General features: G+C 59.3%; 22 protein-coding genes. 14 read left to right on the top strand and 8 right to left on the bottom strand.

Annotated features, from left to right (window positions below; all coding sequences use genetic code 11):
* Positions 1-139: 139 nt before the first annotated feature.
* Entirely contained in the window at positions 140-382 is a 243-nt protein-coding gene (locus AC6CWS_RS15630; RefSeq protein ID WP_004203750.1) for a DinI family protein, read from the bottom strand.
* A 270-nt stretch (positions 383-652) separates the two neighbouring features.
* Between AC6CWS_RS15630 and AC6CWS_RS15635 the strand changes: the two genes are divergently transcribed.
* Positions 653-1,072 carry a translesion error-prone DNA polymerase V autoproteolytic subunit gene (locus AC6CWS_RS15635; protein ID WP_032452491.1) on the top strand — a complete coding sequence of 140 codons (420 nt, stop codon included), beginning with the start codon at positions 653-655 and terminating at the stop codon, positions 1,070-1,072.
* Between the two features lie 2 nt (positions 1,073-1,074).
* Positions 1,075-2,340 (top strand): Y-family DNA polymerase, encoded by a 1,266-nt coding sequence (locus tag AC6CWS_RS15640; protein ID WP_065882968.1) that lies wholly within the window; start codon positions 1,075-1,077, stop codon positions 2,338-2,340.
* 6 nt (positions 2,341-2,346) lie between these two features.
* Here AC6CWS_RS15640 and AC6CWS_RS15645 read toward each other — a convergent pair whose 3' ends face one another.
* Entirely contained in the window at positions 2,347-3,252 is a 906-nt protein-coding gene (locus tag AC6CWS_RS15645) for a LysR family transcriptional regulator (RefSeq protein ID WP_065882969.1), read from the bottom strand.
* Positions 3,253-3,418: 166 nt separating this feature from the next.
* Here AC6CWS_RS15645 and AC6CWS_RS15650 point away from each other — a divergent pair, with 166 nt between their 5' ends.
* Positions 3,419-4,168, top strand: coding sequence for an SDR family oxidoreductase (locus AC6CWS_RS15650; protein ID WP_012542112.1), 750 nt, complete (start codon positions 3,419-3,421; stop codon positions 4,166-4,168).
* 90 nt (positions 4,169-4,258) lie between these two features.
* On the opposite strand, the gene AC6CWS_RS15655 is transcribed toward AC6CWS_RS15650, so the two are convergent.
* Together AC6CWS_RS15655 and AC6CWS_RS15660 are read right to left on the bottom strand one after the other, a co-directional pair.
* Complete coding sequence (locus AC6CWS_RS15655) at positions 4,259-4,858, bottom strand: ester cyclase (protein WP_175393102.1); 600 nt, start codon at positions 4,856-4,858, stop codon at positions 4,259-4,261.
* Positions 4,855-5,964: an alkene reductase gene (locus tag AC6CWS_RS15660; protein ID WP_065882970.1), complete on the bottom strand. Its 1,110-nt coding sequence runs from the start codon at positions 5,962-5,964 to the stop codon at positions 4,855-4,857. The genes AC6CWS_RS15655 and AC6CWS_RS15660 overlap by 4 nt, the downstream gene beginning before the upstream one ends.
* Positions 5,965-6,064: 100 nt before the next feature.
* Here AC6CWS_RS15660 and AC6CWS_RS15665 point away from each other — a divergent pair, with 100 nt between their 5' ends.
* The 8 genes from AC6CWS_RS15665 to AC6CWS_RS15700 all read left to right on the top strand — a co-directional run bounded on the left by AC6CWS_RS15665 (position 6,065) and on the right by AC6CWS_RS15700 (position 13,314).
* On the top strand, positions 6,065-6,973 hold the full coding sequence (locus AC6CWS_RS15665) for a LysR family transcriptional regulator (RefSeq protein WP_065882971.1): 909 nt from the start codon (positions 6,065-6,067) through the stop codon (positions 6,971-6,973).
* A gap of 124 nt (positions 6,974-7,097) precedes the next feature.
* A complete protein-coding gene (locus tag AC6CWS_RS15670; RefSeq protein ID WP_032454898.1) occupies positions 7,098-7,955 on the top strand; it encodes a MurR/RpiR family transcriptional regulator in 858 nt (285 codons plus the stop codon).
* Positions 7,956-8,083: 128 nt separating this feature from the next.
* Positions 8,084-9,412 carry an aspartate aminotransferase family protein gene (locus AC6CWS_RS15675; RefSeq protein WP_065882972.1) on the top strand — a complete coding sequence of 443 codons (1,329 nt, stop codon included), beginning with the start codon at positions 8,084-8,086 and terminating at the stop codon, positions 9,410-9,412.
* Positions 9,409-9,963: a carboxymuconolactone decarboxylase family protein gene (locus tag AC6CWS_RS15680; protein WP_175393103.1), complete on the top strand. Its 555-nt coding sequence runs from the start codon at positions 9,409-9,411 to the stop codon at positions 9,961-9,963. Before AC6CWS_RS15675 ends, AC6CWS_RS15680 begins: the two co-directional genes overlap by 4 nt.
* A gap of 127 nt (positions 9,964-10,090) precedes the next feature.
* Positions 10,091-10,843 (top strand): glutamine ABC transporter substrate-binding protein GlnH, encoded by a 753-nt coding sequence (glnH, locus tag AC6CWS_RS15685; protein WP_023289263.1) that lies wholly within the window; start codon positions 10,091-10,093, stop codon positions 10,841-10,843.
* A 51-nt stretch (positions 10,844-10,894) separates the two neighbouring features.
* A complete protein-coding gene (gene glnP / locus AC6CWS_RS15690; RefSeq protein ID WP_023289264.1) occupies positions 10,895-11,551 on the top strand; it encodes a glutamine ABC transporter permease GlnP in 657 nt (218 codons plus the stop codon).
* A gap of 2 nt (positions 11,552-11,553) precedes the next feature.
* Positions 11,554-12,276, top strand: coding sequence for a glutamine ABC transporter ATP-binding protein GlnQ (glnQ, locus tag AC6CWS_RS15695; protein WP_032429131.1), 723 nt, complete (start codon positions 11,554-11,556; stop codon positions 12,274-12,276).
* A gap of 21 nt (positions 12,277-12,297) precedes the next feature.
* A complete protein-coding gene (locus AC6CWS_RS15700; protein WP_065882973.1) occupies positions 12,298-13,314 on the top strand; it encodes a C45 family autoproteolytic acyltransferase/hydrolase in 1,017 nt (338 codons plus the stop codon).
* On the opposite strand, the gene AC6CWS_RS15705 is transcribed toward AC6CWS_RS15700, so the two are convergent.
* Positions 13,311-14,501 (bottom strand): MFS transporter, encoded by a 1,191-nt coding sequence (locus AC6CWS_RS15705; RefSeq protein ID WP_048297305.1) that lies wholly within the window; start codon positions 14,499-14,501, stop codon positions 13,311-13,313. The two genes, AC6CWS_RS15700 and AC6CWS_RS15705, sit on opposite strands and share 4 nt — an antisense overlap.
* 175 nt (positions 14,502-14,676) lie before the next feature.
* Between AC6CWS_RS15705 and AC6CWS_RS15710 the strand changes: the two genes are divergently transcribed.
* Positions 14,677-15,558, top strand: coding sequence for a LysR family transcriptional regulator (locus AC6CWS_RS15710; RefSeq protein ID WP_065882974.1), 882 nt, complete (start codon positions 14,677-14,679; stop codon positions 15,556-15,558).
* A gap of 70 nt (positions 15,559-15,628) precedes the next feature.
* Here the strand turns inward: AC6CWS_RS15710 and AC6CWS_RS15715 are convergent, their stop codons facing one another.
* The gene (locus AC6CWS_RS15715; RefSeq protein WP_223822589.1) at positions 15,629-15,724 is read right to left on the bottom strand and encodes a hypothetical protein; all 96 of its coding nucleotides are present in this window, start codon (positions 15,722-15,724) and stop codon (positions 15,629-15,631) included.
* A 91-nt stretch (positions 15,725-15,815) separates the two neighbouring features.
* On the opposite strand from AC6CWS_RS15715, the gene AC6CWS_RS15720 reads away from it, so the two are divergent.
* Positions 15,816-16,127, top strand: a complete 312-nt coding sequence (locus AC6CWS_RS15720; RefSeq protein WP_032452501.1) for a hypothetical protein — start codon at positions 15,816-15,818, stop codon at positions 16,125-16,127.
* Between the two features lie 121 nt (positions 16,128-16,248).
* Here the strand turns inward: AC6CWS_RS15720 and AC6CWS_RS15725 are convergent, their stop codons facing one another.
* Positions 16,249-16,731 (bottom strand): glutathione peroxidase, encoded by a 483-nt coding sequence (locus tag AC6CWS_RS15725; protein ID WP_065882976.1) that lies wholly within the window; start codon positions 16,729-16,731, stop codon positions 16,249-16,251.
* A gap of 159 nt (positions 16,732-16,890) precedes the next feature.
* Between AC6CWS_RS15725 and AC6CWS_RS15730 the strand changes: the two genes are divergently transcribed.
* On the top strand, positions 16,891-17,454 hold the full coding sequence (locus AC6CWS_RS15730; protein ID WP_065882977.1) for a hypothetical protein: 564 nt from the start codon (positions 16,891-16,893) through the stop codon (positions 17,452-17,454).
* A gap of 45 nt (positions 17,455-17,499) precedes the next feature.
* Here the strand turns inward: AC6CWS_RS15730 and AC6CWS_RS15735 are convergent, their stop codons facing one another.
* Complete coding sequence (locus AC6CWS_RS15735) at positions 17,500-18,783, bottom strand: YeaH/YhbH family protein (RefSeq protein WP_012968476.1); 1,284 nt, start codon at positions 18,781-18,783, stop codon at positions 17,500-17,502.
* Positions 18,784-18,836: the final 53 nt, after the last annotated feature.

The following is an 18,836-nucleotide window of genomic DNA, read 5'->3' on the forward strand; positions in this document are numbered from 1 at the left end:
TGCTGGCCGTATGCAAGAGCCAGCAGGTGAGCGAAGGTTGCATTGCCAGTCTGCAACCGCCGCTATTGTACTGTTGCCCGTGGCTCTGCCACATCCGGGAAAGCTCTTAAAGAGGGGGGGCCGCGAGGGACGGGCGGGATTACTCTTCAGTGAGCCACATGTCCGCCTCTTCAAACATCTCCTGCACCGTGCGGCTGATCAGCTCTTTTTCATGCTTGCTGGCGTCGGTGTTGATCGCCGGGAGCGTCATCATCGGCTTCACCCGCACTTCCGCCTCCGGAAAAATGCGCTGCATGCGTTTGGTCAGCTCGTTAAGAATGGTCTCTCTGGCGCCCGGCAGCCCGGCAAAATTGCGCTTGTCATAAATCAGTTCCACAAACATCTTCTGTCCTCTGTATGCTGATCGCGGGCGATAGTTTTACTGTATTAATGTACAGTGTCAAGCGATTGCCGCGGCGCTGCGTATCCGCCACCTCGCGCGGCGGGCGGGCTGCGCGCAAAAGCAGCAAACGGTCCGCCACCGACGACGGTGACCTTTAGTGACATCAAGGAGTTATTTCAGTGCTGGCGATTGATAGCTGGAGCCGATATTGACCGGCAAAACCGGCAAAACTACTGTATATATATTCAGTATTATATGGTGGGTTGAAAAATGAACTTTTACACGCCGGTTGAGCTACGTCAGATTGTCTCCTTTCCCTTTTTTGCCGACCTGGTGCAGTGCGGCTTTCCCAGCCCGGCTCAGGACTATGTCGAGAAGCGAATCGACCTCAACGAGCTGCTGGTGCAGCATCCCAGCGCGACCTATTTTGTCAAAGCCGCTGGCGACAGCATGATCGACGCCGGCATTGACGAAGGCGATCTGCTGGTGGTGGACAGCGCGCGCAAAGCGGAGCATGGCGATATCGTGATTGCCGCCGTCGGCGGCGAGTTTACCGTAAAAAAGCTGCAGCTTTTGCCGCGGGTGCAGCTTAACCCGATGAACCCGGCCTATTCGCCCATCGTGGTCGGCCGCGAGGAGACGCTCGATATTTTCGGCGTGGTGACCTACATCATCAAGGCGGCGGGCTGATCATGTTCGCGCACTGTGATGTGAACGCCTTCTATGCGAGCTGCCAGACCGCCTTCCGGCCAGACCTGAAGGGGCGGCCGGTGGTGGTGCTGTCGAACAACGATGGCTGCGTGATCGCCCGCTCGGCGGAGGCGAAGCCGTTTGTGAAAATGGGCGAACCCTACTTTAAGCAGAAGGCGGCGTTTCTTCGCCACGGCGTCGTGGCGTTCAGCAGCAACTATGAGCTGTACGCCGACATGTCCAGCCGGGTGATGTCCACCCTGGAAGAGCTCGCCCCGCGCTGCGAAATTTACAGTATCGATGAAGCCTTTTGCGATGTCAGCGGCGTGCGCCACTGCAGAGATCTGACTGACTTTGGCCGGGAAATCCGCGCCACGGTGCAGCAGCGCACCCATCTGACGCTGGGCGTCGGGATCGCCCCGACCAAAACCCTGGCGAAGCTGGCCAACCACGCGGCGAAGCAGTGGCAGCGGCAGACGGGCGGGGTAGTGGATTTATCTTGCCCGCAGCGGCAGCGAAAGCTGATGGCGCTGCTGCCGGTGAGTGAGGTCTGGGGCATCGGGCGGCGGATCGGCAAAAAGCTCGAGGCGATGGGGATCGGCACGGTACTCCAGCTGGCGGAGAGCGATATCCGCTTTATCCGCAAGCACTTCACGGTGGTGCTCGAGCGAACGGTACGGGAGCTGCGCGGCGAGCCTTGCCTGGCGCTGGAGGAGTTTGCCCCCGCGAAGCAGGAAATTATCTGCAGCCGCTCGTTCGGGGATCGCATTACGGCCTATGAGGATATGCGCCAGGCGATCTGCAGCTATGCCGCGCGGGCAGCAGAAAAGCTGCGCGGTGAGCATCAGTACTGCCGGTTCGTCTCCGCCTTTGTCAAAACCAGCCCCTTCGCGCTGAATGAACCCTATTACGGCAACAGCGCCTCGCTGAAGCTGCTGACGCCGACGCAGGATTCCCGGGATATTATCGCCGCGGCGACAAGCTGCCTGGACGGCATCTGGAAAGCGGGGCACCGCTATCAGAAGGCCGGGGTGATGCTCGGCGATTTCTACAGCCAGGGCGTCGCCCAGCTGAACCTGTTCGACGAGCTTGCCCCGCGGCAGAACAGCGCCAGGCTGATGCAGGTGCTCGACCAGCTGAATGCGAAAAACGGCAGGGGGGCGCTCTATTTTGCCGGCCAGGGGATCCAGCAGCAGTGGCAGATGAAGCGAGAGATGCTATCGCCGCGCTACACCACGCGATACGGCGACCTGCTCCGCGTCAGATAACGCGCGCTATCCCTGCACCGCGTCCGGAAAAACCGCCGCCAGCCAGTCAATAAAGACGCGGAGCCGGGGCGGCACGTGCCGGTGCCGGGCATAGACGACGTGAAAAGGATAGGGGGCCGGGCGCCAGGCGCTGAGGATCTCCACCAGTTTGCCGCTCGCCAGCGCGGGTCTTAGCGAATAGGTAAAGGTCTGCACAATGCCTAAGCCCGCCTCGACGGCGGCAATATGCGCGTTGCTCTCATTGATGCCGAGATGGGGCTCTGTCTTGAGCTCGGTACTGACGCCGTGACGCGTAAAGCGAAACGGAAACGCTCTGCCGCTGGCCGGCGACAGGTAGCTGATGAGCCGGTGGCCATGGTTCAGTTCATCCGGCGAGGCGGGCGTACCGTAGCGCTGAAGATAGCCCGGGGTGGCGCAGGTGACCAGCGTCGCCTCGCCGATTTTACGGGCGATCAGCGTCGAGTCTTCCATCGGCCCGCCGCGGATGGCGCAGTCAATATTGCCGCTGATGAGGTCCGCGGGTTTATCGGCCACCTGCAAATCAATATGGATATCCGGCCAGGAGGTCATAAAGTCCGCCAGCATCGGGATCAGCACATCGCGCGCGGTCGACCCGCCGATGGCGATCCGCAGATGGCCCTTCGGCTTATTGTGGGCGGTATTGAAGGAGGCGTCGATCTCTTCCAGGTCTTCCAGCAGGCAGCGAGCTTTTTCATAGTACTCCCGTCCTTCCGGCGTTACGGTAATACGCCGGGTGGTGCGCTGCAGGAGGGAAACCCCCAGGTGCGCTTCCAGTTGCTTGATGGTTTTGCTGAGCGTGGCGTTGGGCATATCCAGCGAGTCCGCGGCGCGGGTAAAGCTGCCGGCTTCGACAACGCGGGTGAAGGCTTTGAGGGCTGAAAACCGGTCCATTATGGGCGTGATCCTGGTTATTGGACGTCATTATCCACGGAGGGGAAAAGTGTTTTTCAGATTAGGCCATTTTTCCGCCTCTGTGAGGCGATTACAGTGCTTTCCATACCCGGCGGGGCGCTTTCGCGAGCCTGGCCTGTTTATACTCTAACCAAGGAAATGCACCATGAGCAAAAAACTTGCGGATAAAGTGGCGTTAGTGACCGGCGGCAGCACCGGGATTGGCCTGGCGTCGGCGAAAGCGCTGGCGGAGCAGGGCGCGAAGGTGTATATCACCGGCCGCCGACAGGAGGAGCTGGATGCGGCGGTAAGATTCATCGGGCCCGCCGCCCGCGGGATCCGCGCCGACGCCGCCGTGTTAAGCGATCTTGACGCGGTATTTGCGACCATTGCCGACGAGTCCGGCCGCCTGGATGTGCTGTTCGCCAATGCTGGCGGCGGGGATATGCTGCCGCTCAGCGCCATCACCGAAGCGCACGTCGAGCGGATTTTCGCCACCAACGTGCGCGGGGTGGTGTTCACCGTGCAGAAAGCGCTGCCGCTGCTCACCGACGGCGCCTCGGTGATTTTGACCGGCTCTACGGCGGCGGTCAAAGGGACGGCTAACTTCAGCATCTATAGCGCCAGTAAAGCTGCGGTACGCAGCCTGGCGCGCTCCTGGGCGCTGGAGGTGAACGATCGCGGGATCCGCATCAATGTCGTCAGCCCGGGGCCGGTACGTACCCCGGGTCTGGGCGGGCTGGTGGCGGAGGCGGACCGTCAGGGCTTGTTCGATGCTCTGGCCGCCAGCGTGCCGCTCGGGCGGCTGGGCGAGCCGGAGGAGATTGGTCGGACGGTGGTGTTTTTAGCGTCGGATGAGTCGAGCTTTATTAACGCCGCAGAGATCTATGTCGACGGTGGAATGGCGCAAATCTAAGCACAGTCTGTCGCCAGGCGAGCCGCCCTGGCGGAGACCGGGGCGGCTCGTGGTTTTGCCGATCGCTTACTCATCGTCCGGGTGGGCAGCTTATTGCGCGCCCAGCTGTTTCATCAACGTCAGGTTATCTTCAATATGCCAGTTGGCGGTAATTTTACCGCCGCTGATCTGATAGATATCGGTGGCGATAAAATCGATATTTTGTCCCTTCCCCTGCCGGGTGCCGAAGGTCCCGGTAAAGTGGCCATGAAAATGTAAGTGTGAGACCACCCGGTCACCGGCCACGATCATTTGTTCGACATCACAGCGTAAATCCGGCACCGCCTGGCGAAACGCTCTGGAGGCGAGGATCGCTCCTTCCGGCCCCTGTTGGCGCCCTTCCGGGGGCGTTTTATCGATAAAGTTCTCCGCCAGTGCCGCCCGGGCCAGCGCGTCATCGCCGGTATTCCAGAACGTGGCGTATTGCCTGGCGACATATTCATTGGCGGCGCGTGTGGCAGCGGGAAGGCTGCCGTCAGCGATGAGTTGTGCCGGCTTCAGCAGATCCTGTTGGGCTGCGTACGCGGAGCCGGACATTCCGGCAAGCAGCAGCGCGGTGGCGCAGCGACGGCGCGTGAGGCCGCGCCTGGCCAGCGTGCGGGCAACAGCGACACCACGCCCGGCAGGTAACATTTTGTCGATCAATTTCACTCTTTATGCTCCGTATAGAAGGGATAGTCGGTATAGCCCGCCGCCGTTCCGCCAAACAGCGTGCCGGGATCGCTGACGGTCGCCAGCGGCCAGCGGTGCTGAAGCCGCTGCGGCAGGTCGGGATTGGCAATAAACGGCCGGCCGAAAGCCACCAGGTCGGCGAGATCGGCGCCAAGAATACGCTCCGCCTTCTGCTGATCGTAATTGCCGGCCACGATCAGCGTACCGCTGAAGGTTGCGCGCAGCGTGTCGCGGAAGTGCCGGGGAACGGCTGGCGCATCGTCCCAGTCCGCCTCCGCCAGATGGATAAAGGCGATACCCTGCTGTTCGCACCAGGCCGCCAGGGCAAGGATAGCGTCGATCACCTGCGGATCGTTCATCCCGCGCTGGGTAATGAAGGGGGAAAGGCGGATGCCCGTCCGCTCGCGGCCGATAGCGTCGCCGATGGCGGTCAGCACCTCCTGGGCAAAACGGATCCGGTTGTTCAGGCTACCGCCGTACTCATCGGTGCGCTGGTTGGCGGTACGCCGCAGGAACTGGTCGATCAGATAGCCATTTCCGCCGTGCACCTCCACGCCGTCAAACCCCGCCGCGATCGCATTGCGCGCCGCCTGGCGGTAATCGGCGACAATACGCTGGATATCCGACCGGGAGAGCGCCCGCGGCGGTGGGCAGTCCACCATCTGGCCCCGGCCCTGCTCATCCACCACCCAGACCTGGGCGTCCGGCGCCAGCGCCGAGGGGGCCACGGGTTGACCATCCGCATGAAAACGGGCGTGCGACATGCGTCCCACGTGCCAGAGCTGAGAAAAAATAACGCCGCCGGCCTGGTGTACGGCCCGGGTCGTCAGCTGCCAGCCGGCAATCTGGTCTGCGGAATGCAGGCCGGGCGTCCAGGAGTACCCCTGTCCCTCGGGAGAGATTTGCGTCGCTTCCGTGACGATCAACCCCGCGCTGGCGCGCTGGCGGTAATACTCCGCCATCAGCGCGGAGGGGATATTTCCCGGCTGCAGGGCGCGCGCCCGGGTCATGGGGGCCATGACGATGCGGTTTTTCAGCGGCAGCGTACCGATGCGATGACGATCAAAAAGTGAGAGCGTATTCATAATGATGTCCCTTGCGAGTGGAATGGAAATCACTTTACAGTCGGGATCTGATTTTGATAATTGGACGAAAAACAGATTCACTTTTCGGGAAATGCGAAAAATGGGCAAACTGGAAGATATGGCGCTGCTGGTGGCCGTCGCCGAGGCTGGGGGACTCTCCGCCGCCGGCAGACGGTTGTCGCTCTCGCCGGCCACCATGACGGCCCGCCTGAAGGCGATGGAAGAGCGTTATCAGACCCGCCTGTTCCATCGTTCCACGCGGGCTATCACCCTGACCAACGCGGGGGAAGATTTTTATCATGCCGCGCGGCGCGTGCTGGAGGAGGCGCGCCACGCCGAGTCGTTGCTGACGCAAAAAGAGGGGGTCCTGAGCGGCGATATTCGCCTTTCCGCCCCCTCCGACTTTGGCCGACAATACCTTAGCCCGGCCATCGTCGACTTTACCCGCCGTCACCCGGAAGTGACCTTTTCCGTCTACTTAGGCGAGCGCGTTGAGGATCTGGTCGCCAACCGGCTGGATATGAGCATTCGCGTCGGTAACCTGCCGGACAGCAGCCTGGCCATCCGCCACATTCGTCCTAACCACCGAGTGCTGGTGGCCTCGACGGCTTACCTTGCCGCCCGTGGAACGCCTGCTTCGCCCGAGGCGCTGCATCATCATCGCTGCCTGGCGCTGGAGCGGCACGGCGTGGTGATGAACGAGTGGCGCTTTGAGGACGCGGGAAAAGAGCAGGTCATCCGGGTGACGCCGGCGATGGTCTGCGACGATGGGGCACTGCTGCGGCAGTGGGCGCTCAGCGGGGCGGGGATCGCCGGTAAATCATGGTGGGATGTGAAGAGGGATGTCGAGGAGGGGCGGCTTCAGGTGCTGTTTGCCGACCGCTTCACCGGTTTCAGCCGGTTAGACCGCAAGGAGGTTGGGCTGCAGTTTGTCTTTCCCCAGCGAAAGCTGCAGCCCCCTCAGGTATCGGCGTTTATGGCGTTTTTTATCGACTGGCTGGAGAGGTGACGGGCACGGCGGTTAGTCATGCTCAGAACCGCAAAGGATGGCCCCCGGGTGTTATGCCAGCCTATAGAGTCTTGATCTCAAATATGATTAGATAGCTTTCACTTAAAACCAGTCAGTGGCTGCCATGAATCTCAGGGAAAAAATTATTAATGAATTCGGCGGGTTGTCGCCCGAGCTGCAACGCGCCGCCGAGTTCTCACTGCAAAATGCCAGTCAGCTGGTGGTGTTATCCATGCGCGCCTTCGCGGCGGAAGCCGGGGTAAAACCGGCGACGCTGCTGCGTCTGGCGCAGCGGCTGGGCTACCGCGGCTGGAGCGAGCTAAAAAGCGATTTCATTGACGACCTGGGGCTGCGCAATGATACATACGTATCAAAAGCGGAAAAAATGATGGCCCGCGGCACGCAAACGCAGCTGTATAAAGAGGTATTTCAGGCGCATCAGGCGAACCTGACCTTTACGCAAAACGAAAATGCCCAGCAGATGGAGCAGGCGGTGACCTTGCTCGATAGCGCGGAGAATGTCTATATCTGCGGATTCCGCGCCAGCTTTCCGATCGCGTGGTCGCTGTTCTATGTCTATCGACTGTTTAACCGCCAGGTGTCATTGATCGATGGCCTGGCCAGCAATATCGAAGTCTTTACCCGCGAACTGACCAACCGGGACTGCGTCTTACTCACCAGTTTTGCGCCCTATTCGCGCGAATCACTGGATGTTTTACGGGCAGCCCGGCAGGCAGGGGCGAAGATCCTCGCCATTACCGACTCGCCGGTTTCTCCCTTAGCGCAGGCGGCAGACTGCACGCTGCTGTTCTCCATCGACAGTCCGTCATTTTTTCCTTCCGTGGTCTCCGGCATGGGGCTGGCGGAGTGTCTGCTGGCGATGCTGGTGGTGCGCCACGGCCGGGAGGCGGTGAGTAAAATTGAAAGTGCCGAACGCTATCTCATTGAGTCTGGCGCCTACGTGATCCCCGGTAAGTCCTGATAAATGATTCAAATGTATCAGTTATAAGTATAATGGATGCATTTATATCTTTAATTCGTTGACGTGATCCAAATGGATCCTGCAAGATACGCTCAATTAATGTAGCGGATTCAGGAGCAGAACCCAGTATGAGTCATGTCATTCACCGCAGCCTGCGTAGCACGCCGATGGTGGCCTCACGTGCGCAAGGGGCCTATATCTTTGATGCCCAGGGAAAACCGTATCTTGATGCCTGTGGCGGGGCGGCGGTTTCCTGCCTCGGACACGCGCATCCTGATGTGCTGGCGGCGATGCACCGCCAGATCGATCGGCTGGCCTATGCGCATACCAGCTTTTTCACCAGCGATGCCGTCGAGCAGCTTGCCGAACATCTCACCCGCACGGCGCCCGGCGAGCTTAACTACGCCTACTTTGTCTCGGGCGGTTCTGAGGCGGTAGAGACGGCGCTGAAGATGGCGCGGCAGTACTTTGTGGAGATCGGCCAGCCATCACGCACCCGCTTTATCGCCCGTAAACAGAGCTATCATGGCAATACGCTGGGCGCGCTGGCGGTGGGCGGTAACGAATGGCGCCGTCGCCAGTTTGCCCCCTTATTAATGGATGTTATCCGCGTCTCCGCCTGCAATGAGTACCGCGATCGCCGGGCTGACGAGACCCAGCAACAGTATACCGAACGTCTGCTCAATGAGCTGGAGCAAGCCATCCTTGAGGCCGGCCCGGAAACGATCATCGGTTTCTGTGCGGAAACTGTGGTGGGAGCGACGACGGGAGCCACGCCGCCGACGCCGGGCTATCTGCAAGGGGTCCGCCGCCTGTGCGACAAATACGGCATCCTGTACATCGCGGATGAGGTGATGTGCGGTATGGGGCGGACCGGGACGCTGCATGCGTTTGAACAGGACGACGTAGTGCCCGATTTAGTGACCATCGCCAAGGGGCTCGGCGGAGGCTATCAGCCGATTGGGGCGGTGCTGGCGAGTGAGACCATCGTCTCCGCGCTGAAGGCGGGCAGCGGGTTGTTCCAGCACGGTCACACTTACATTTGTCATGCCACCGCCGCATCGGCAGCCCTGGCGGTGCAGCAGGTGATCGCGCGCGATAATTTACTGGACGCCGTCAAACAGCAGGGCGCCTATCTGCACAAGGCGCTGCGCGAGGTGCTGGGGGAGTTACCGCATGTCGGTGATACGCGCGGACGCGGCCTGTTTGCGGGGGTCGAACTGGTGCGCGATAAAGACGACAAAACGCCATTCGATCCTGCCCTGAAGCTCCACGCTGCGATCAAAGCAAACTGTATGGCGCGTGGACTGATGGTCTATCCCATGGGCGGCACGATCGATGGCCAGTCTGGCGACCACATCCTGATTGCACCGCCGTTTATCATCACCCCGGCGCAGCTCGATTTTGTGGTCGATACCCTGGACTGTGTGATCCGCGAAGAGACGGGGAGATTATGATCAATCGTTTACCGCCCCTGGCGGAACAGGAATGGGACGATCGGCAGCGTCAGTTAGCGGAAGAGATCATCAACGGACCGCGCGGCGCCTTACTGCCGCCTTTTGAGCCGCTGCTGCGTAGTCCCGAGCTGATGGCCCATGCCCAGCGTATGGGGGAGTACCTGCGCTATCGCAGCGCGCTGGGCCAGCGTCTTTCTGAACTGGCGATTTTGCTGACCGCGCGGCACTGGTCGCAGCCGGTAGAGTGGGCGATCCATGCGCCGATAGCCCGCGAGAAAGGGATCTCTGCCGCGGCGGTGCAGGCGATTAAGGAAAGGCGCCGGCCCGCGGATCTGCGGCCCGATGAGCAGGCGATCTATGACTTCTGTCAGCAGCTGCATCAACAGCAAAAGGTCAGCGATGAGACCTGGCAACAAGCCATTAAGTTATGGGGCGAGAAGGGCGTGGTGGATCTGATTGGAATAAACGGTTATTACAGTTTTCTCTCCATGGTGATGAACAGCGCGCAAACGCCAGTACCGGATACCTCTGACTCTCTGTTTTCTGAATAAGTTATCGATTTTATTCGGGCGCATAAAACTGCGCCCGGCATATTAGCTCTTATTATTAATTCTTCCGGCGAGATATTTCGCAGGATGACGTTCGTTGTAGGCTATTTCACTGACGCTGAGGGTAATTATGAGTGGATTATTTAAGAAATTAAAGCTGACGCTGGCATTAGTTATTTGTTCAGCCAGTTTTGTGACAGCAGCAGAAGATAAAATAACGGTGGGTGTCGATACTGCCTTTGTTCCATTTGAATTTAAACAAGGCGATAAATATGTCGGCTTTGATATCGATCTGTGGGACGCGATTGCGAAGAAAATGCATATCAGCTACGAATTAAGGCCGATGGATTTCGGCGGCCTGATCCCCGGTCTGCAGTCGCGTAATCTGGATGTGGCGATGGCGGGAATAACGATTACCGATGCGCGCAAGCAGGTCGTAGACTTCAGCGAAGGATATTATAATGCCGACCTGCTCATGGCCGTGAAAAGTACCGACAACTCCATTGTTAAATTCAGCGATTTGACCGGGAAAAAAGTCGGCCTTAAGCAGGGGACGGCGGCAGCCAGCTTTATGAAAAGCAAATATAAAGCGAATTATATCGAGTTCCCGAATATCGATAACGCTTACCTTGACCTGCAGGCCGGTAATCTCGATGCCGTGGTTCATGATTCACCGAATGTCCTTTACTACGTGAAGACGGCGGGTAACGGCAAGGTCAAATCCACCGGTGAGACGGACAGTATTCTGCCACAGCAGTATGGCTTTGCGATGCAGAAAAACAGCAGCCTGACGCCAAAAGTCAACCAGGCCCTGCAGGCCCTGCGCGCCGATGGCACCTACGACAAGATTTACGTAAAGTGGTTTGCTAAACAGCCGAAATAACCCTGCCAGGTCGGAGCGATCCGACCTCATATTTTCTTTACGGGTAGAAGCATGAATTTTGACAGTCGCTATATTTGGGATGCATTGCCGCTGCTGATGCAAGGTTTGCAGCTGACGCTGATTATTTCGTTATCAGGTTTATTAGGTGGATTAATCATTGGCTTGCTGGCCGGGACCTGCCGCGCATTAGGCGGAACAATATCCAAAACGGTATCGCTGGTGTTTGTGGAAGTCATCCGCGGGACGCCAATTATGGTGCAGGTGATGTTTATCTACTTCGCCCTGCCGATGGTGTTGCCAGTGCGTATTGACCCGGTTCCCGCCGCCATTATCACCATTGTGATTAACTCCGGGGCTTATATAGCGGAGATCACCCGGGGCGCGATTCTGTCGATTAATAAAGGATTTAAAGAAGCCAGCCTGGCGATGGGATTATCACCGCGCAGCACCCTGTGGCATGTCATTATGCCGCTGGCTTTTCGGCGGATGATCCCGGCATTAGGCAATCAGTGGATTATCAGTATAAAAGATACCTCGCTGTTTATTGTCATTGGCGTGGCAGAATTAACCCGTCAGGGACAAGAGATTATTGCCGGCAATTTTCGGGCGCTGGAGGTGTGGACGGCGGTGGCGATGATTTATCTGTTTTTAACATTGTGCCTGAGCTTCCTGCTGAAACAACTTGAGAAAAGGATCCATATTTTATGAGCATGGTTGAATTTAGCGCGGTAGCGAAAAACTTCGGCGCCACTCAGGTGCTGCACGATATCAATTTAAAGATTGAAGCGGGCGAGGTGGTGGTGATCATTGGCCCGTCCGGCTCGGGAAAATCGACCCTGCTGCGCTGTATTAACAAGCTGGAGGCGATCTCTTCGGGAACGCTGCTGGTGGCGGGCATGCACATTACGGATCCGCATGCGAATGAGTGTGATATTCGCCGCGAAGCCGGTATGGTGTTTCAACAGTTTCATTTGTTTCCGCATCTGACCGCCCTGGAGAATGTCATGTTTGGTCCGCTTCGCGTGCGCAAGCAGAGCAAGGCCGCGGCGCGGGAGCAGGCGCTGGCGTTGCTGGACCGTGTGGGGCTGCGTGAACGCGCCAACCACTATCCGGCAGAGCTCTCGGGCGGTCAGCAGCAGCGCGTGGCGATAGCGCGCGCCCTGGCGGTGAAACCCAAAATGATGTTATTTGATGAGCCAACATCCGCCCTCGATCCTGAACTGCGGCATGAGGTGTTAAAGGTCATGCGATCCCTGGCCGAAGAGGGCATGACGATGGTGATTGTGACCCATGAGATTGGCTTTGCCAGAGAGGTGGCTTCCCGGTTGATCTTTATTGATGGCGGCACTATCGCCGAAGATGGTTCACCTGAGGCGCTGCTCACGGCCAGCAGCAATCCGCGACTGCAAGAGTTTTTGCAACACGTATCCTGAACATAAGTGAATGATGACAATATGAAAACAATCGCAATCCGTGGTTCCGCCTATGCGGTCGGTCAGCAGCTTGGCGCGTTTGGTCGTGAGGCCTGGCATACTAAAATCAGGCAAACGGCGCTGTGGCAAACCGTAACCGCCCTGAAAACGGCGGAACAGACCCAGCGCATGCGTGCAGCCGTGCAGGCGCAGTTCCCGCTGATTTGGCAGGAGCTGGAGGGCATGGCGGAGGGGCTGCAGGCGCCGGTGGATGAGGTGTTCGCCTGGAACTGTCGCGGCGATCTGGTACGTTCGACGTCAGATGGCTGCACCACCCTGGCGGGGAGAAGCCCGGAGGGGGCGTTGATCATTGCGCACAATGAAGACGGCTTCCCGCAGCTGCGTGAAGAGTGCGCCATCGTCAGCGTAACCCCGGAGGTGGGCCTCGCCTTCACCAGCTTTGCCTATCCCGGCTCCCTGTGCGGGCACACCTTCGCGGTGAATGAGAAGGGGATAGTCAATACGGTCAACAATATTCGCGCCGTGCATCGTCCGGACGGCATGCCGCGCCAGATTGTGGCCCGCGCATCGCTGAACGCCGCCACCTTAGAGGAAGCCGTCACTTTGCTGAGCGCCACGCCGCGCGCGGGCGCATTTCACCACACCCTGGGCCAGATGGGTGATAGCCGTCTGTTTAGCGTGGAAGCCACCGGCTCCGGCAGCTCGGTGCTCGAGTTGTCCACCACCGGCGGGCATGCCAACCATCTGATCCATCCCCAGCTTGCGGCCATTGAACAGATCGTGACCGGGAGCTCCGCTTCGCGCCAGCGGCGCCTGGACGCGTGGCTGGCGACGAACCCGCCGCTGGATGGCGTGACAGCGAAAGCGATGCTCTCCGACCAGCAGGATCCGCTGTTACCGATTTACCGGCTGTCTCCCGACGATCCGGATGAGGAAAATACGCTGGCGACGGCCATTTTTACCTTGAGCGCGACCCGCGTCGTGTGGCAGATCTTCACTCTGGACCGTGAAAACGCGGTTTTACAGGGCAGCGTTTAGCGGGCCGAGGGCGCTTTCAGCAGGGCGATCAGCAGCGTACTGCCCACCATGATCCCCGCCGCCAGCCACACCATTCCCGACAGGCCAGCTGAGGCGATCAGCTGGCCGCCGACAAGCGCCCCGGTGCCGATGGCGGCATTAAAAATGGCCACGTAAATGGCTGACGCCGGCTGGGCGACCGCGCCCGCGCTGCGCAGCAGCCAGGTCTGTAAGCCGACGAACACAATCGCGATGCCGGCGCCCCACAGGGCTAACAGTAGCCCGCTAAAACAGAACGGCAGTGGCGCAAGACGGGCGGCGCCAAGGATCGCCAGCGCGCCCCCGCTCAGCAGCAGCGCAGCGAAAATCAGCCCCTTCAGATGACGATCGATAAGCTTACCGGCGATAACGTTACCCAGCAGCCCGGAAACCCCTGACAGCAGCAGCAGGCCGGAGAGGGCGGTCGCCGGGACTCCCTGCAGATTTATCAGCAGCGGTTCAATGTAGGTGAAGGCGGCAAAGTGTGCGGTAATGATGCAGGCCGTGGCGCCATACAGGCCACCGAGCAGCGGATTGCGGAAAATATCGCGATAAACACGCAGCCTGACGGAGGCAGGGGCGGCCAGCGGGGGCAGCGTTGAGCACAGCGCCGCAGCGGCGGCCAGTGACAGCAAGGCCATCGCCATAAACGCGTGTCGCCAGCCCGCCAGGGTGGCGATAAAGCTCGCCAGGGGTACCCCCACTACGCTTGCCGCCGACACGCCGCCAAAAATGATCGCCGTGGCCAGCCCCAGCCGGTGCGGCGGCACCAGCTGCGCGGCGACGATGCCAATTAAGGCCCAGAAGGCGCCATGCGCCAGGGCGCCAATCATGCGGGCGCTCATCAGGGCGAACATCGAATAAGACCGGGTTGCGGCGAGGCAGGAAAGCGCCAGGATCAGCATCAGCCCGACCAGCAGCGCCTTGCGGGAAATACGCGCCGGCATCGCGCCGGAAAGCAGAGCCGCCAGGGCGCCCACCCAGCCATAGGCGGTGACGGCGAGGCCCATGCCGGATTCCGTCTGGTGAAAATCCGCCGCCAGGGCGCTGAGCATGCCTACCGGCGCCAGTTCGCTGGTGACGATCGAAAAGGCGCAGATCCCGAGCGCAACGACGGCTATCCAGACGCGCGCCGGCGCCGGGTGGAGGGGTAAAGCAATCTCTTTCATATCAGGCGTATCCTTAGGAAAGGTGCGTTCCGCGCGGTGCGCGGACGTTCAGGTGAGGAGCGAGCAGGCGACCGGATGGCCTGGTTGTCTCCGCGAGTGGCGTGCAGTATCATCCCTGCGAAACTGATAAAAAAGAGCGGAAAACGGAGAGTCGTTTTCCATAAATGGAAAATAGATGACCGCAGAATTTAACTGGGATGATGCGCGCATATTCCTCGCCATCGCCCGGGCGGGAACGCTGAGCGGCGCCGCCGACAAGATGAACATGGGGATTGCCACGGTCTCCCGCCGGCTGGATCGGCTGGAGCAGGCGTTGAACGTTCCGCTCTTCAGCCGCCATCAGAGCGGCTATCGCCTGACCGATGATGGCGAAGCCCTGCTCGCGCGGGCTGAGGCGCTGGAATACGCAGGCCTGGCGTTCGGCGAAGCGGCGCAACTGCAGGGGCATGTCGGCGGGGTTGTCCGCCTGGCCACCGCGGACAACCTGGCCACGCATTTTATTCTGCCCTCCCTGAAAGGGCTCCTGGACCAATATCCCGAGCTGCGGGTGGAGGTGCTGAGCGGCGTGCAGCCGGTGAACCTGCACCGTCGGGATGCCGATCTGGCGATCCGCATGGTCAAGCCTGAGGCCGGGCATCTGACGTTAAAGCGTCTGGGGACGGTGGGGTTTGGCGTCTATGGCGCCGCCGGCTATCTGGCCGGGGCGGACGGCCTGTCGCTGAGCGAGGCGGACTTTGTGGGGTGGCCGGAAACTCACCAGCACCTGCCGGCCGCCCAATGGATCACGCGAACCCTGCGCGGCCGGCCGTGTAAAGTCGAAGCCAATACGCTCGTGGCCCAGGTTTCCGCGGTATCCGCGGGCCTCGGACTGGGCGTCCTGCCGCACTTTATGGCGAGGGCCAGCGGCCTGCAGTGCCTGCAGCCGGAGATCGGCGCGGATCAGACCCTCTGGCTGGTGATGCATTCCGACCTGGCCGGGTCAAGACGCGTGCGGGTTCTCGCCGACCATCTCATCGCTCTCTTTGCGGATCATCAAGAGCGGCTGGCGATGCCCTGAAGGGACGCGGCTTGGGCGTGTATCGATAAGACCCCCCGGGGCTGACGAGCCACGATTTTTTCCGCGCCCGCTAACAGTCATACTCACCGCGCAATATTCGGCCCAATGCTGCGCCGCAGCCGAAAATACTGCAGAGTGAGGGGATATCCTCGTCCGGCAAAATAATTTTGCGTTGTTGCCAGCGCCGCCTTGTTGCGCTCCCCCAAAAATGCCTGTCGATGTTAGGGTGAGAGGTTGATTACCACAGGAGAACGCAAATGATTGTCAGGACCTGGCACGGCTGTGTGCCATTGCAACATGCCGAGGGGTTTGCAAAGCACCTTGAGCTGACCGGCGTGGAACACGCCCGGGGTATCCCCGGCAACAGGGGCGCGCTGGTGCGCCGGGAAAACCAGGGCGAATGGGCGCATTTCTTTCTCGCCACCTACTGGCAGGATCTCGCGGCGGTCAAAGCCTTCGCAGGCGAAGACTATCACGTCGCGGTCACCTATCCGGACGACGAAGTATTCGAACTGCTCTCCGACCCCTACGTGTTTCAGCATGAGGTTGAGGCCGTGTCGCCGCTGTAGGCTGCGTGTCGGGCAGGCGGAAGTTAGGCCAACCACAGACGGTTGCTGGCCGCGTGAGATCGACCTCTACCTTGCATGGGCAGCCAGCCACCGTTGGGTGAGCGTGGAATGACAGGAACACTTAGCCTTTGAGTGCGGCAACAATGGCTGCTTCCATTTTCTCCGGCGTCGTGAACGGCGCAAAACGCGTGAGGGGAGTGCCGTCGCGACCGATGAGGAACTTGGTGAAATTCCACTTGATCCGTCCGCCGAGCACGCCGGGCAACGCTTGTTTCAAATAACGAAACAGCGGATGCGCGGCGGGGCCGTTGACGTCCACTTTCTCAAACATCGGGAAGCTCACGCCGTAGTTAACGTGACAGGTCTGCTCGATTTCATCCGCACCGCCGGGTTCCTGCTTGCCAAACTGGTTGCAGGGGAACCCAAGCACAACCAGCCCCTGAGCCGCGTACTTTTTGTAGAGCGCTTCAAGGCCAGCATATTGCGGCGTGAAGCCACAATAGCTGGCCGTATTCACCACCAGAACCACCTTGCCAGCATAGTCAACCATGGAGAGGGGCTGTCCGCGCAGGCGGTTAGCCGTCAATTGATAAAAAGGGGTCATAGCAGGCTCCTGAGAGTAGAAACAGTTCAACGCTGACGATCGCGCGAATGTTTGAAGCAGATTAGGCAGTTATGATACACAGGGTTAGGGATTTGTACCTGTAGTGTTAAAAAAAACGCCAGATGTCATAGAAAAAATCGCGAACAGGAACGGCTGAAAATGGTCAAATATATCTTATCGCTGGTCGTAGTGGCGATGCTCGCAGGCTGTACCAGCGCGCCAAACTTGCCGCCTCGGGATACCATTGTGGCGATGAAACCCACAGAGTCCGGTATTGTCGCCAGCTCAGCGAAATACAGTTACCGCTTTGTCCGTGACGGTGTGCCTGAGGAATATCAGCGTTATAAGACCTTTTATGAGCGCTTTCACGAACAGGCTTCCGGCGTGCGGGTTAACTTTGTCGTGGAACAACATGAGGTAACGGCGGAATATCTGGTGGTGATGGATCAGCGCAAACTGGATGCCGGGCAGCATAGCGAGCTGGTAAATCAGTATCATGCGGTGCAGATTGATAACGATCGCCTCGGGGTGTTGTTTAAAGCGACAGGGTTTTGGACGGCATCGGACGCGTCAGATCTGGCCGCCGCCTACCAGTTAGCGCACCCCGTTGTGGTATCAATCAATGATAAGACCAAAACGATTAGCTCGCTTGGCGCCGTCGCCATGGCCCCGTTGTTTCCGTTTTACATGATGTATGGCTGTGCCATCGGGCCTTGTGTCTGAGGAAAATAGCCAGCAAGTCACCCGACTCACTGGCTGAGTATTTCACTACGCTTCACTTTTAGACGATTGTTTGTGAAACAGTTCGCGGAATACCGGGTAGATATCCTCCTGGTCGCGGATATGCTGCATGGCGAAATTATCAAAGGTCGCCTGCAGGTGTTCATACTCGCGCCACAGGGTCTGATGCGCCCGGCGGGTAATTTCGATATAGCTGTAATAACGCACCACCGGCAGAATTTTCTTCGCCAGCAGTTCGTGGCACAGCGGGGAGTCGTCGGCCCAGTTGTCACCATCCGACGCCTGGGCGGCGTAGATGTTCCACTGCGCCGGGTCATAACGCGCCTGCACCACTTCATCCATCAGCTTCAGGGCGCTGGAGACGATGGTGCCGCCGGTCTCCTGAGAGTAGAAGAACTCGTGTTCATCCACCTCTTTCGCCTGAGTATGGTGGCGGATGTAGACCACATCGACGTTTTTATAGGTCCGGCTGAGGAACAAATACAGCAGGATATAAAAGCGCTTGGCCATGTCTTTGGTGGCCTGGTCCATCGAGCCTGAGACGTCCATCAGGCAGAACATTACCGCCTGGCTGGAGGGCTCCGGCCGTTTTTCGTAATTTTTGTAGCGTAAGTCAAAGGTGTCGATAAACGGCACCCGTTCAATTTTAGCCCGCAGCTCGGCAATCTCTTTGCGCAGGCGCTCCTCCTCCAGCAGCTGCACCGGTTCGCTGCGGCTGATGGTCTCCAGATCCTCCTCCAGGGCGCGCAGTTCACGGCGCTTGCCGGCGGTCATCGCCGTCCGGCGGGCCAGCGAGTTCTGCAGCGATCGCACCACGCTGATGTTGGCCGGCACCCCGTTAGAGGTAAAGCCCGCGCGATGGGTTTTAAACTCGTTCAGCTGCCGGTGCTGATTTTTCTTCAGGTTCGGCAGGGCGAGATCTTCAAACAGCAGATCCAGGTACTCATCTTTCGAAATCTGGAAGACAAACTCATCCTTCCCTTCGCCATCGGCGCTGGCTTGCCCCTGACCGCCGCCCCCGCCGCCGCCGCCCCCTTGCGGGCGTTCGATGCGGTCGTTTTGCACGAAATGGTCGTTGCCCGGGTGGACGCGGTTGCGCAGCCCGCCGCGACCCTGATGAAACATCGGCTCGTTGATATCGTCCGTCGGGATCGAGACGGATTCTCCGCTCTCAATATCGGTCACCGAGCGCTTGTTGATGGCCTCGGAGATCGACTGTTTAATTTGCGCCTTATAACGGCGCAAAAAGCGCTGACGATTGACGGCGCTTTTGTTTTTCCCGTTCAGGCGTCGGTCTATGAACCAGGTCATATGCCCTCCTGTACTGCATTAGCCAACTTTACTTATCATCATTCAGCTGCAGT

The sequence above is a fragment of the Klebsiella sp. M041 genome (assembly GCF_059759695.1).

Coding starts and splice junctions, on each gene's coding strand:
- glnP (WP_023289264.1), top strand. CDS start 10,895: ATGAATTTTGACAGTCGCTATATTTGGGATGCATTGCCGCTGCTGATG.
- AC6CWS_RS15700 (WP_065882973.1), top strand. CDS start 12,298: ATGAAAACAATCGCAATCCGTGGTTCCGCCTATGCGGTCGGTCAGCAG.
- AC6CWS_RS15730 (WP_065882977.1), top strand. CDS start 16,891: ATGGTCAAATATATCTTATCGCTGGTCGTAGTGGCGATGCTCGCAGGC.
- AC6CWS_RS15645 (WP_065882969.1), bottom strand. CDS start 3,252: ATGGACCGGTTTTCAGCCCTCAAAGCCTTCACCCGCGTTGTCGAAGCC.
- AC6CWS_RS15720 (WP_032452501.1), top strand. CDS start 15,816: ATGATTGTCAGGACCTGGCACGGCTGTGTGCCATTGCAACATGCCGAG.
- glnH (WP_023289263.1), top strand. CDS start 10,091: ATGAGTGGATTATTTAAGAAATTAAAGCTGACGCTGGCATTAGTTATT.
- glnQ (WP_032429131.1), top strand. CDS start 11,554: ATGGTTGAATTTAGCGCGGTAGCGAAAAACTTCGGCGCCACTCAGGTG.
- AC6CWS_RS15660 (WP_065882970.1), bottom strand. CDS start 5,964: ATGAATACGCTCTCACTTTTTGATCGTCATCGCATCGGTACGCTGCCG.
- AC6CWS_RS15665 (WP_065882971.1), top strand. CDS start 6,065: ATGGGCAAACTGGAAGATATGGCGCTGCTGGTGGCCGTCGCCGAGGCT.
- AC6CWS_RS15640 (WP_065882968.1), top strand. CDS start 1,075: ATGTTCGCGCACTGTGATGTGAACGCCTTCTATGCGAGCTGCCAGACC.
- AC6CWS_RS15710 (WP_065882974.1), top strand. CDS start 14,677: ATGACCGCAGAATTTAACTGGGATGATGCGCGCATATTCCTCGCCATC.
- AC6CWS_RS15675 (WP_065882972.1), top strand. CDS start 8,084: ATGAGTCATGTCATTCACCGCAGCCTGCGTAGCACGCCGATGGTGGCC.
- AC6CWS_RS15635 (WP_032452491.1), top strand. CDS start 653: ATGAACTTTTACACGCCGGTTGAGCTACGTCAGATTGTCTCCTTTCCC.
- AC6CWS_RS15705 (WP_048297305.1), bottom strand. CDS start 14,501: ATGAAAGAGATTGCTTTACCCCTCCACCCGGCGCCGGCGCGCGTCTGG.
- AC6CWS_RS15670 (WP_032454898.1), top strand. CDS start 7,098: ATGAATCTCAGGGAAAAAATTATTAATGAATTCGGCGGGTTGTCGCCC.
- AC6CWS_RS15650 (WP_012542112.1), top strand. CDS start 3,419: ATGAGCAAAAAACTTGCGGATAAAGTGGCGTTAGTGACCGGCGGCAGC.
- AC6CWS_RS15680 (WP_175393103.1), top strand. CDS start 9,409: ATGATCAATCGTTTACCGCCCCTGGCGGAACAGGAATGGGACGATCGG.
- AC6CWS_RS15735 (WP_012968476.1), bottom strand. CDS start 18,783: ATGACCTGGTTCATAGACCGACGCCTGAACGGGAAAAACAAAAGCGCC.
- AC6CWS_RS15725 (WP_065882976.1), bottom strand. CDS start 16,731: ATGACCCCTTTTTATCAATTGACGGCTAACCGCCTGCGCGGACAGCCC.
- AC6CWS_RS15630 (WP_004203750.1), bottom strand. CDS start 382: ATGTTTGTGGAACTGATTTATGACAAGCGCAATTTTGCCGGGCTGCCG.